Genomic DNA, 12,058 nt, shown 5'->3' with positions numbered 1-12,058 from the left:
ACCCACGCTAGGGAGAACGTTTTGAACCGTAAAACACTGCTCGCCACTGCTGCAATGGCGGCATTCGCCGCATCGACAACCACTGCTCAAGCTCAAAGCAGCGTCACGCTTTACGGCCTTATCGACGCCGGTATCAGCTACGTGAACCACGCAGCCGTCGGCACGACAGGCAGCTCGAAGAACTTCAAGTATGACGACGGCGTATCGCAAGGCAGCCGTTGGGGCCTGCGCGGTGCTGAAGACCTGGGCGGCGGCCTGAAGGCGATCTTCACGTTGGAAAGCGGTTTTAACAGCGGCAACGGTACGCTCGGCCAGGGCGGCGCGGAATTCGGCCGTCAAGCGTATGTGGGGATTTCCAAGTCGGATATCGGCTCGGTCACCCTCGGCCGGCAATACACGTTCTCGACCGATTACCTCGGCGGTTCGTACTCCATCGGCGGCCAGACGGTTGCAGGCAACTACGCGTATCACATCAACGACGTCGACCAGCTCACGTCGAGCCGTATCAACAACTCGATCAAGTTCAGCAGCGCCAACTTCAGCGGCCTGACGTTTGGCGGCTTGTATGGCTTCTCGAACCAGGCTGGCGCATTCGAGGGTTCGCCCACGACGACGACCGCAGGCGTGACGACCCAAGGTTCATCGCGCGCTTACAGCTTCGGCGCGAACTACGCTAACGGCCCGTTCGGCATTGGCGCGGCTTACACCGACATCCACTACCCGGGTTCGTCCACGCCGGCGTTCAGCACGAACATCGCGAACGTTTCGACGGGCGGTACGAAGGACCTGCGCACGTTCGGTGTTGGCGCCAGCTACAAGTTCGCTGCTGCAACGGTGTTCGGTCTCTGGACCAATACGCGCTTCGAAGCCATCACGGGCGCAACGTCGAAGTTCAACGCGTATGAAATCGGCGGCAAGTATGCGTTCACGCCGGCTCTTACCGGCGGCCTCGGCTACACGTACATGAAGCTGACCGATGCAGCGCAAGGCAAGTGGCAACAAGTCGACGCAAGCGTGGACTATGCGCTGAGCAAGCGTACCGATGTCTACGTGCTGGCCATCTATCAAGACGCGTCGGGTTCGAATGCAGGCACGCCGGTGCAGGCTGAAATTGGTTCGAGCACAAGCTACTTCGGCAACTCGGGCAAGGGTTCGTCGAATCAGATCGCTGCACGCGTGGGTATCCGCCACAAGTTCTAAAGCAGGCGTTTGACGATAAAACGGGCCACTGGGGTAACTTTTCCCGGTGGCCCGTTTTTCGTTTGACGCTTAAGCAGACGTCTTTTCGAGGCGTCGTTGCTGGCTTAGAGCACCTTGTTTTTATCGAGCGACTTGCCCGTTGCGGCGTTATAGCGCTCGACATATTCCACCATCAGCTTGCGCATCGCGCGGCCGATCGCCTTGTAGTCGCTCTCATTGAGATTGGCAAGCGACACGCGGCCCGATGGGTGCTGCGTACCGAAGCCGCGTCCCGGCAAGAGCACGACACGTGCTTCTTTCGCAAGGCGGAACAGCAGCTCGGAGGGCTCGGTATTCTTGAAGAGCCACGCGACGAACTCCGGCCCGTACGCACGATTGCCGAGGAATTCGAGGTCGATGATGGTGTAGTAATCGACCTGATTCACGTCGCTGTCGTCAAACGATATCCCTATCTCCCGGTACAACGCCTCTTTGCGGCCACGAATCAGGCGCTTGAGCGCGTTCTTGTACGCGTCAGGCGTATCCATCAGCGCGAACAGCGAGAACAGCACCATCTGCACTTGCTGAGGCGTGGAAAGCCCCGCCGTGTGGTTCAGCGCGACGGTACGGCTGTCGGCCACCAGGCGGTCGATGAACTTCAGGTTCTCCGGCTCGGTGGTGATCGACTCATAGCGCTCGTGCAATTCCTTGCGCTGATCCTTCGGCAACTTGCGGATCAGGTCATCGATCACGTTCTCGCGGTGCATGGCGATCGTGCCGAGCCGCCAGCCTGTCGCGCCGAAATACTTCGAATACGAATACACGAGGATAGTGTTCCTCGGACACAGGGCGAACAGCGAGACGAAGTCGTCGGCGAAGGTGCCGTACACGTCGTCGGTCAGGAGGATCAGGTCGGGCCGTTCCTTCACGATCTCCGCGATGTACTCCAGGCTTTCGGTATTCATCTTGACCGAAGGCGGATTGCTCGGATTCACGAGGAAGAACGCTTTCACCTTCGGATCGCGCAGCTTGTCGAGTTCCTTCTTCGAATATTGCCAGCCGAGTTCCACGTCGGCATCCAGATTGACCACGTTCAACTGGTAGTCGTTAAGCGTCGGAATCTCGATATACGGCGTAAAGATCGGCGAGCCCAGCGCGATGGTGTCACCTGGTTTGATCAGGTGATTCTCGCGCATCGTGTTGAAGATATAGGTCATGGCGGCGGTGCCGCCTTCAGTTGCGAAGATATCGAAGTCGCCGACGAATGGATGTTTGCCGATCATTTCTTTCTTCAGGTACTGCGCAACAATCACCTCCGACAACTTCAGCATCCGGTCGGGCACCGGATAATTCGACGCAAGAATCCCTTCGCACATTTCATAAAGGAATTCGCTGCCACTCAGGCCGAGCTGGTCGCGCACATACGAGAGCACGCCGCGCAGGAAGTCAATGCCGGGAACGCCTTTATTGTCGCGGGCAAAGATTTCAAAGCGCTCTTCCAGTCCCTCGCGCTTCGGAAAGCCGCCCAGCCCTTCGGGCATGTGGGCGAACGATCGCTCCGACTCACGCATGGCGAACAGGCCCAGTTGCCAGAAGCCGTGGCGCGGAATGGTGGCGAGGAAATTCGGATTGCCCCGGCCAGCATTGAGCATGGCCGCGTTGGCGGGACGCTCGACCGCACCGCCGCCGGCGGCCTTGATTAATTCGTCCTTGAGTTCGAACGGGCTGAGCGCCGCGATCTTGGATTGTTCCTGCGAGCCCGCCTTTGTAGATTTTGCCATCCAACACCTCCAGAAATGATCGACTGCTTGAAAGAGCGACGTTTTCGAGGAACGCCAGTCCCTTTGGGAGTAAAGCGGCAATGAATTTTCAGGTTATGCGTGAGTTGTGCCTTATTAACCGAGTACTGCAACACATCTCTTTTTTTACCGGTCTTCGCAACAATCCCGCCAACCGGCACGTAGACTGTTTATGCATTATGAGGACGATAATTTTAGGTAATGAAATAATCCAACACCATTCGCAGCCTTGCGAGTTAATAGTCTAAGGGAGAAACCTTCAAACGCAATCGCTTTATGTTTTGCCCGTGGAGATTGAGCGTGAACCGCCAAACAGTGTTTAAAGCGCTTGATACTCCATGCTATTACCGAACGTCAATTACACCATTGCACAGAAACATAACAAACTAACTAATTGGCCGATTTTTTGTTGCCGACGGCTTAAATCCCCTCTGTGCACCCGGGTGAAAATCCCGGATATCACAAAGCAGGCATGCAGGCACGCCTCGTGCGCCCAATGCCCCTGCCGTATCGACAGTATTTTCGGCAGCCACCTAAACTGTCGGCCATCCGCGTGGCCACTTCGTCGTGTTCGGACACGACCTCGCGGCCGTCTGGGCAAACCAATACCACAATGGCTTTAAAACGCATGGCAATCAGAAACAAGCAACCCGACGACAAATCGATATCGATATCGACATCGACATCGACATCGCTTGACCCTTCCGGGACCGGCTTCGTGCGGGTGCGCGGCGCCCGCGAGCACAACCTGCGCAACATTGATGTCGACATTCCGCGCGACGCTCTCGTCGTCTTTACCGGCGTCTCGGGATCGGGCAAGTCATCGCTGGCGTTCGGCACGCTCTACGCCGAAGCGCAGCGCCGTTATTTCGAATCCGTGGCGCCTTATGCGCGTCGCCTCATCGAGCAGGTTGGCGTGCCGGAAGTGGATTCCATCGAAGGTCTGCCACCCGCTGTCGCTCTGCAGCAGCAACGCGGTACGCCCAACGCGCGCTCGTCGGTGGGCAGCGTCACCACGCTGTCCAGCCTCGTGCGCATGCTGTACTCGCGCACCGGCACCTACCCGGCGAAACAACCCATGCTGTTCGCCGAGGACTTCTCGCCGAACACGGTACAAGGGGCGTGTCCTACGTGTCACGGCCTGGGGCGTGTCTACGAGGTGACCGAACAATCGATGGTCCCCGACGACTCGCTGACTATCCGCGAGCGCGCCGTCGCTGCATGGCCGCCGGCATGGCATGGTCAGAACCTGCGCGACATCCTGGTCACGCTCGGATTCGATGTCGATAAACCGTGGCGCGACTTGCCGAAGAAAGACCGCGACTGGATCCTGTTCACGGACGAGACGCCGACCGCGCCCGTGTACGCCGGCATGACGCCGCAAGAAACACGCGCGGCGCTCAAACGCCACGCGGAACCGAGCTACCAGGGCACGTTCACCGGCGCGCGGCGCTATGTGCTGCACACCTTCGCCAACACGCAAAGCGCGTTGATGAAGAAACGCGTATCGCGTTTCATGGTGAGCAGCGCGTGTCCGTCGTGCCATGGCAAACGATTGAAACCCGAGGCGCTATCCGTGACGTTCGCGGGGCTTGATATAGGGGAGTTATCGCAGATGCCGCTCGCCCGTGTCGCCGATGTATTGCGTCCGGTCGCTCGCGGTGAAGCGCCGGCGGCCGCGAAGGATCCAGCGGCCGCGGCACCATCGGACAGCGAGATATTGAGCAAGGACGAGATGCGTGCCGCCGTCGCACGACGGGTCGCATCCGGCGGATCGGAGCACAAAGCCTCCCCCGATATTAGACGGACTACGAATCAATCGAAAGAGAAGCAAGTCGCGGCTCAACGCATTGCAAGCGAGTTGCTCGAACGCCTGACTACACTCATCGATCTTGGACTGGGGTACCTCGCGCTGGACCGCGGCACGCCGACTTTGTCGTCGGGCGAGCTGCAGCGGCTGCGGCTTGCGACGCAACTCGCGTCGCAATTGTTCGGCGTGATCTATGTCCTAGATGAACCCTCCGCCGGCCTTCATCCAGCCGATGGCGAAGCGTTGTTCAGTGCGTTGCAGCGTCTGAAGGCCGCGGGCAATTCGCTGTTCGTGGTCGAGCATGATCTGGAAATGATGCGCCGCGCGGACTGGCTCGTGGATGTGGGTCCGGCCGCGGGCACGGCGGGCGGCCAGATTGTCTATAGCGGGCCGCCCGCCGGATTGGCCCACGTCGAGGAATCGCAAACGCGGCTGCATCTATTCGGCGATTGCCGGCCGGCTCCGCGTTCGAAGCGCACGCCGACGGACTGGCTGCGGCTTGCGAATGTGACGCGTAACAACTTGCAGGACCTGGAGGTCGCGTTTCCGCTCGGCTGCTTCACGACGGTCACAGGGGTTTCTGGCTCGGGCAAATCCAGCCTCGTCAGCCAGGCGCTGCCGGAGTTGGTTGCGGAGCGGCTCGGCCGGCCGATAGCGGCAGAAACGGACGAGGAGCGCGATCCGTTGCTGGATGTCGAGGACATTACTACTGGCGGTGAAATCACGGCCGGGATGGAGAGAATCCGGCGCCTGGTTCGCGTCGATCAGAAACCGATTGGGCGCACGCCGCGCTCGAATCTCGCCACCTACACCGGCCTCTTCGATCATGTGCGCAAGCTGTTCGCGGAGACGCCCACGGCGCGTCGCCGCCGTTATGACGCGGGCCGGTTCTCGTTCAATGTGGCGAAGGGTCGATGTCCCACGTGCGAGGGCGAAGGATTCGTGAGCGTTGAATTGCTGTTCATGCCGAGCGTGTACGCACCATGTTCAACCTGCGGAGGAACACGCTACAACCCGGAGACGCTGGAGATCGAGTGGCAGGGTAAGAATATTGCGGACGTGCTGCAGATGACCGTGGACACCGCCTGCGCGTTCTTCGCTGACGAGCCGCAGATCATGCGTGCGTTGACCGTGCTCAAGGACATTGGACTGGGCTATTTGCGTTTGGGTCAACCAGCGACCGAGTTGTCTGGCGGCGAGGCGCAGCGAATCAAGCTCGCGACCGAACTTCAGCGAGCGCAGCGGGGCGAGACCCTTTACATCCTGGATGAGCCCACAACGGGGTTGCATTCCACGGACAGCGACCGCTTGCTGGTTCAATTGCAGGGTCTGGTCGATGCGGGCAACACAGTGATCGTGGTTGAGCACGACATGCGGGTGGCGGCCCAAAGCGACTGGGTCATCGACATGGGACCGGGCGCGGGCGAGGAAGGCGGAAAGGTAGTGGTCGGCGGCACGCCGGAGGACGTGGTGAAGCGGGGGAAACACAGCAATACTTCGAGGTATTTGAAGGCCTGCCTGCTCTGAGTTCACGGCTCAGAAGCGAAGCCAAGAAAACAAAACAGCCGGTGACTTCCCATGAAGCCGCCGGCTGCCGCCAACCAAAAATCTGACCGCTTAGTCCATCGTCTCGAGCGTCGGATAGTCCGTGTACCCTTCGGTGCCACGAGCATAGAACGTTTCGGGAACCGGTGCGTTCAACACGGCATTGCTCTCAAAGCGTTTCACGAGATCCGGGTTGGCAATAAACAACTGCCCCCACGCGACGGCGTCGGCGTCACCGCGGTCGAGCGCTTCCTGCGCGCTTTCCTTGGTGAACTTCTCGTTCGCGACATAAACACCACCGAAGGCACGCTTCAACAGCGGTCCGATCGAGTCTTCGCCCACGCGTTCACGTGCAGCAATGAACGCGATCTTGCGCTTGCCCAACTCACGTGCAACATAGCCGAAGGTAGCAGCGCGATCGGTGTCGCCCATGCTGTGCGAATCGGCGCGCGGTGCGAGGTGCATGCCAACCCGGTCGGCGCCCCAGACTTCAATACATGCGTCGACCACTTCGAGCATCAGCCGTGCACGATTTTCAGCCGGACCGCCGTAGATGTCCGTGCGTTTGTTCGTGCTGTCCTGCAGGAATTGGTCGAGCAGATAACCGTTTGCGCCGTGCACTTCAACGCCGTCGAAACCGGCGAGCTTCGCGTTCTCAGCACCCTTGCGGAAAGCGGCAACCACGCCTTGAATCTCATCGAGTTCAAGCGCGCGCGGCGTCACGAATTCGCGTTGCGGCCGCACGAGACTCACATGACCTTGCGCTGCAATTGCGCTCGGCGCGACCGGCAGGTCGCCGTTGAGGAAGATCGGGTCGGAGATTCGGCCGACGTGCCACAGTTGCAGCAGGATCGTGCCGCCTGCGTCGTGGACGGCCTTCGTCACCAGCTTCCAGCCTTCGACCTGCTCGTCCGACCAGATGCCCGGCGTTTCAGCATAACCCACGCCTTGAGGCGTAACCGAGGTCGCTTCGCTCAGGATCATGCCGGCGCCAGCGCGCTCAGCGTAGTACTGCGCCATCAACGCATTGGGCACGCGTTCAACACCTGCGCGCTGACGCGTGAGCGGTGCCATGATGATGCGGTTGCGAAGATTAAATGCACCAGCTTTGAGCGGATCGAAAAGATTTGGCATTTTGAAAGCATTCCTAAATAGACTGTAAAGGGAACCAGCAGCCAGAACACGGTGAACAAGCTGACGCTTCGGGAGCCGTTTTTCAAAGGCCCTTATGAAGCTGGTCGAGAAACGCCTGGATAACCGCATCGTCGCGCTTGAAGAATATCCACTGCCCAACCCGCTTTGAGGTCACGAGGCCCGCTTTATGAAGCGTGGCCAGGTGAGCCGACACCGTGGATTGGGACATATCGCAACGCGCATCGATTTGACCGGCGCACACGCCATTCACGAGCGGAAATTCCTGCTCGGGAAAGTAGACCTCCGGGTCCTTGAGCCACGCGAGAATCTCGCGGCGGACAGGATTGGCCAAGGCCTTGTGAATAGCGTCGATATCCATGGAAAAACGGCTTTAAGTAGAATCGCGATGAGACGAATTATATTTCGTATAAAACCGATATACAAGCAATCCACTATCGACGATAGGGGTAATCCCGGATCTCGCCGCTTGCCGTCGTCTTCAACTCGTTTTGCGTGCGTAACGAAGCCATACCGCGTCATGCTCGACGTGCTCAACTGACGCAAGGGTCAGATATGCGGGGTTTTTCCATGCGTTCATCGGCACTTCGAATGACGACGGATGTTCACTGCGGCCGTCCACCAGTGGCATGATCAGCACGCTCACCTCATCGACCAGACCGGCATTCACGAACGCGCCGCTCACGTGCGAACCGCCTTCTACGATCAGCTTCTTCACGCCCAGCTCGCGTTCAAGCGTATCGATCACTTCAGCCAGATCGATCTCCGTCTTGCCGCCGAAAACGTACGACACGTCAATTGACTGAAGATAGGCGAGATAGTCGTCGGAGACCTGCTCCGTCAGCACTTCGACCACATGCGACTTCAATGCGGTCTTCGATTTCCATTCAACCAGTCCCTTCGGGTCAATGGAAATGGCGTATTGATCCGCGCCGCGTTGGGCGAAGTGATTCGTGCGAGGAATCGGCTGCTTTGCGAGGCCTTTCGGATACCCCTCGCCGTGCGCGATTTCCTGCATCGTGACGCGGCCGCAAATCCAGCCGTCGGCTTCAAAAGTCGCTGCTGTTTTCTCGTAGAGATCGGACGCGAAGTCGAGATGCCAGCCATCGGTCAGACTGCGGCCATCGACGGAAGACATCATGTGGCAAACAATAGTGGGCTTCATGGGCGTTGGTTTGAGTGTTGGGGGGAAAGCGGAGAATGCAGCAAGTAGTGTTCCGCGCCGCAAGCTGAAAGAGGGGGACGCGGCCGTCCTGAAGCCCAGAACATGCTGGCGCCGTCCTGAGGCTTGTGGTCTTATTCGTCCTTTGGATCACGCGGATAAACGCGCTGCCGCTCATGGACCTGAAGCAGATTCACTATTTCATCGCGCTGTTCGAGGACGGCTCGGTCACGCGCGCGGCTAAGCGGCTCAACATCGTGCAGCCGGCGCTCAGCATGCAGATATCGAAGCTTGAGGCAGAGCTTCACCAGCCGCTGTTCGAGCGTGGACCGCATGGCATGACGCCGACCGAAGCCGCGCGGCTGATGTATCGGCTATACGTACCCATTATTCGCGATATTGAACACGCCCGCGAGCAACTCAGTCGCAGCGACGTAATTGTTACGGGGCGCGTCGCGCTCGGCATGGTGTCGTCGGAAGCAGAGAGCGTGCTGCCCGAATCGCTCGCCACCTTCGACGCGCTGTTTCCGCAAGTGGAGGTGTCAGTAGCCGACGGTTTCAGCGCGCAATTGATTGATGCGGTCGAGGCCGGGCGCCTGGATGCCGCGGTCATCAACAAGCCGCGCGGACGTCTCTCGCTCGACACGCGTTCCTTGCTCGATGAAGAGATGGTGCTGGTGACCAGCGTCATTCACGGACGGCCAATGCCCGAGGCCATCGACCTGGCTGAACTCGGCGATCTCGAGCTCGTGCTGCCCACCCGCCGCAACGGTTTGCGCGGCGTGCTGGATGCTGCGCTTCTCAACGCGGACATAGTGATCCAGCCGAAGTTTGAAATCGATCTGCTGAATACGATCGTGCAGTTCGTTGAACAGAGCAATGTGGCGACCATCTTGCCGCGCGTTGTCGTCCAGCGGAAAGTGGACGACGGCCTGCTGCACGCTTATCGCATTGCATCGCCGGGGATCGTGCGGCATATCGTATGCGTGAGCCACCCGAAGCGGCCGATTGGCGCCGCGACGAATGCGCTCATCGAAATCATCACGGACAACATTCGCCGCGTGACCACGACCGTTGCGCCGCCATAGATCTCAAGAACAAATCGCGCAGATCAGCCTGGCTGCACCGACCGATTATCGAGCCTGCCCAGCGTCTCCGGCACGATGAACGCGCCCACGAGAAAGATCACGCTGATCACGCCGACGAAGATCGCCAGCGTCATCGGCAACTCGCCCGGGTCCTTCGCCACCAGCGAGACGGCGGTCGGCATCATGCCGCCGATCGCGAAGCCTATATTCCACGACAGCCCCGTTCCGGTTGCGCGAATCGCGGTGGGGAAACGCTCGTTCAGGAAGATCAGGATAGGCGCATACCCCGCGCTGCCGAGTGCGCTCAACACAACCGCATAGACGGCGATCATGGTGATGCTCTGCGCGGTGGGCAGCAGCAAGAACAAACCGGGCAGCGCGACCAGGCGAACCAGCCCGAGCCAGATAAACGCGCTCTTGCGTCCGATGAACGTGCTCAGGTGCCCCGCCGCCACCGACGCCGCGAGCACCCCGATGCTCGCGATCATCAGGATGCCGGCGGCCGTGCCGTTGGGCACGTGGCTCACTACCTTGAGGAAGGTCGGCAGGTAACCCGAGGTCAGGTAATAACCGCTGCCGCCACCAATCGTGAGCAGCAGGTTGACGAACAAGATGCCGCGATAGTCCCTCGAAAACAGCGTTTTAATTGGCGACCGGATGATTTCCACCGGCGCCGACATGTCGCGCGCGGCGGCCTTTGCGGCCTTCTCAGCCGCCAGCTTTTGCCACAGCGGCGACTCTTCGAGACTATTGAACACGAACAGTCCAAGCACCGAACTGATGATGCCGGTGAAGAACATGCACCGCCAGCCCCACACGTCGAAGAGTTCGCCCGGAAAGATCGACGACATGGTCAGGTACACGATGGAAGCGAGCAACGCGCCCAGTCCCGCGCCGCCACCGCCAATCAACCCGGAGACCGCGCCGCGATACTTCGGCGCGACGGATTCAGTGCCGATGGTATGCGTCGACGCCACCACCCCGCCCACGAACACGCCCTGCACAAGACGCAGTGCGAGGAACAGGATTGGCGCTACCAGTCCGACCTGTGCAACGGTAGGCAGGACACCGAAAAGCGCAGTCGATATCCCCACGCCAACGACGGCGAGAATCATCGCGCCCTTGCGGCCATGACGGTCCGCGTAGGACCCAAACCACGCGGAGCCAAGCGGACGCATGAGCAGAGTCACCGCGAATGACGCGTACACCGCGGCCAGCGAAAGCATGGCATGTTCGGACGGAAAGAACAGCCGGCCGACCACGGGAGCCACGTATAAAAGCACAAACAGATCAAATAGATCGAGTGCCCAGCCCAGGCATGAGGCGACGACTGCGCCCATCACCTGTCGCGTGTTTACTTCGGGCGCGGCGGCGCTTTCCTGTGCTGCTACGGACATTGTCATCTCCTTGAAGGTCGCGGCGCATTCTGTTGAATGACGCCGTGTTTTTTGGCACGTCGAGATGTCGTGCTCTCGTTGGTATTTAAGTGCCGGCGCACCATTCGCGTGTTCATCTCAGCTACCGCGAAACACCGGCTTGCGTTTGCCGTGGAACGCTTCCACGCCTTCACGGAAATCGTCCGATGTACGCAGCCGGCTATAGCTGTGCCCTTCCAGTTCGATAGCAATCGAGAGCGGCGCATCTTCCGTGTCGTTGAGCAGCTTCTTCGCCGTGCGTTGCGCGAGCGGCGAGAACGCACGCAGTTCATCGACGAGTGCATCGGTCGTGGCTTCAAGCTGCGAATCCGCTACGCTCTCCACCGCGATGCCCCATTCGTACGCCTGCTTGCCGGGGATCCGGCGCGAGCGCATCACAATGTCCTTGGTCCTGCCAATGCCCACCATCTGCTGCAGGCGCGCCGAGCCGCCCGAGCCAGGGATCTGTCCGAGCTTCTGCTCCGGCAGAGCGTAGAAGGTTGTATCGGTTGCAATGCGGAAGTCGCAAGCGAGCGACAACTCGAAGCCCACCCCAAAGCAAAAGCCGCGATTCGCGGCGATCACCGGCTTCGAGCAGCGAGCGGGCGCCGCAATATTCCACGCCAGTTTCGACACATGTTCCGGCGATGCTTCAAGGAAGCCCTTGATGTCGCCGCCGCTCGAAAAATGCTCGCCGATGGCGCGCACGACGATCACGCGCACGCGGTCGTCTTCGTCGAGCGCTTCGAACGCGGCGCGCAACTGGTCGCGTGCGTGCATCGAAATGACGTTGAGCGGCGGACGATGCAAAATAATGTCGGCGCGCTCGCGTTTCTCATCGACTTCAATCGAAAAGCCGTCAAGGTCCTGCAACAGCGTCTGGCCGCGATGGGTCAAGTCAGTCATCG

The 12,058-nt window shown here is 59.7% G+C and carries 9 protein-coding genes; 3 read left to right on the top strand and 6 right to left on the bottom strand.

Going from position 1 to position 12,058, the window contains the following annotated elements; all coding sequences use genetic code 11:
• The first annotated feature begins 21 nt into the window (after window positions 1–21).
• Window positions 22–1,200 carry a porin gene (locus ACMX25_RS08695; protein ID WP_414949286.1) on the top strand — a complete coding sequence of 393 codons (1,179 nt, stop codon included), beginning with the start codon at window positions 22–24 and terminating at the stop codon, window positions 1,198–1,200.
• Window positions 1,201–1,304: 104 nt separating this feature from the next.
• Here ACMX25_RS08695 and ACMX25_RS08690 read toward each other — a convergent pair whose 3' ends face one another.
• Window positions 1,305–2,960: a bifunctional aspartate transaminase/aspartate 4-decarboxylase gene (locus ACMX25_RS08690; protein ID WP_414949285.1), complete on the bottom strand. Its 1,656-nt coding sequence runs from the start codon at window positions 2,958–2,960 to the stop codon at window positions 1,305–1,307.
• 646 nt (window positions 2,961–3,606) lie between these two features.
• Between ACMX25_RS08690 and ACMX25_RS08685 the strand changes: the two genes are divergently transcribed.
• Window positions 3,607–6,315 (top strand): excinuclease ABC subunit UvrA, encoded by a 2,709-nt coding sequence (locus ACMX25_RS08685; RefSeq protein WP_414949283.1) that lies wholly within the window; start codon window positions 3,607–3,609, stop codon window positions 6,313–6,315.
• 90 nt (window positions 6,316–6,405) lie between these two features.
• Here ACMX25_RS08685 and ACMX25_RS08680 read toward each other — a convergent pair whose 3' ends face one another.
• From ACMX25_RS08680 to ACMX25_RS08670, 3 genes are all read right to left on the bottom strand, one after another.
• The gene (locus ACMX25_RS08680) at window positions 6,406–7,467 is read right to left on the bottom strand and encodes an alkene reductase (protein WP_414949281.1); all 1,062 of its coding nucleotides are present in this window, start codon (window positions 7,465–7,467) and stop codon (window positions 6,406–6,408) included.
• An 82-nt stretch (window positions 7,468–7,549) separates the two neighbouring features.
• On the bottom strand, window positions 7,550–7,846 hold the full coding sequence (locus tag ACMX25_RS08675; protein WP_414949279.1) for an ArsR/SmtB family transcription factor: 297 nt from the start codon (window positions 7,844–7,846) through the stop codon (window positions 7,550–7,552).
• Between the two features lie 120 nt (window positions 7,847–7,966).
• Window positions 7,967–8,650, bottom strand: a complete 684-nt coding sequence (locus ACMX25_RS08670) for a dihydrofolate reductase family protein (RefSeq protein WP_414949277.1) — start codon at window positions 8,648–8,650, stop codon at window positions 7,967–7,969.
• 173 nt (window positions 8,651–8,823) lie between these two features.
• Between ACMX25_RS08670 and ACMX25_RS08665 the strand changes: the two genes are divergently transcribed.
• Window positions 8,824–9,735, top strand: coding sequence for a LysR family transcriptional regulator (locus ACMX25_RS08665; RefSeq protein WP_414949276.1), 912 nt, complete (start codon window positions 8,824–8,826; stop codon window positions 9,733–9,735).
• Between the two features lie 23 nt (window positions 9,736–9,758).
• Here ACMX25_RS08665 and ACMX25_RS08660 read toward each other — a convergent pair whose 3' ends face one another.
• Complete coding sequence (locus ACMX25_RS08660) at window positions 9,759–11,132, bottom strand: MFS transporter (RefSeq protein WP_414949274.1); 1,374 nt, start codon at window positions 11,130–11,132, stop codon at window positions 9,759–9,761.
• A 117-nt stretch (window positions 11,133–11,249) separates the two neighbouring features.
• Window positions 11,250–12,056, bottom strand: coding sequence for an enoyl-CoA hydratase/isomerase family protein (locus ACMX25_RS08655; RefSeq protein WP_414949273.1), 807 nt, complete (start codon window positions 12,054–12,056; stop codon window positions 11,250–11,252).
• Window positions 12,057–12,058 lie beyond the last annotated feature (2 nt).

It is taken from the genome of Caballeronia eucalypticola, from assembly GCF_047608185.1.
Classification (GTDB): Bacteria; Pseudomonadota; Gammaproteobacteria; order Burkholderiales; family Burkholderiaceae; genus Caballeronia.
Note: the sequence above shows the minus strand (reverse complement) of the source record. Positions and strands in the feature narration are given on the sequence as shown.

Coding starts and splice junctions, on each gene's coding strand:
- ACMX25_RS08675 (WP_414949279.1), bottom strand. CDS start 7,846: ATGGATATCGACGCTATTCACAAGGCCTTGGCCAATCCTGTCCGCCGC.
- ACMX25_RS08690 (WP_414949285.1), bottom strand. CDS start 2,960: ATGGCAAAATCTACAAAGGCGGGCTCGCAGGAACAATCCAAGATCGCG.
- ACMX25_RS08680 (WP_414949281.1), bottom strand. CDS start 7,467: ATGCCAAATCTTTTCGATCCGCTCAAAGCTGGTGCATTTAATCTTCGC.
- ACMX25_RS08655 (WP_414949273.1), bottom strand. CDS start 12,056: ATGACTGACTTGACCCATCGCGGCCAGACGCTGTTGCAGGACCTTGAC.
- ACMX25_RS08670 (WP_414949277.1), bottom strand. CDS start 8,650: ATGAAGCCCACTATTGTTTGCCACATGATGTCTTCCGTCGATGGCCGC.
- ACMX25_RS08685 (WP_414949283.1), top strand. CDS start 3,607: ATGGCAATCAGAAACAAGCAACCCGACGACAAATCGATATCGATATCG.
- ACMX25_RS08665 (WP_414949276.1), top strand. CDS start 8,824: ATGGACCTGAAGCAGATTCACTATTTCATCGCGCTGTTCGAGGACGGC.
- ACMX25_RS08660 (WP_414949274.1), bottom strand. CDS start 11,132: ATGTCCGTAGCAGCACAGGAAAGCGCCGCCGCGCCCGAAGTAAACACG.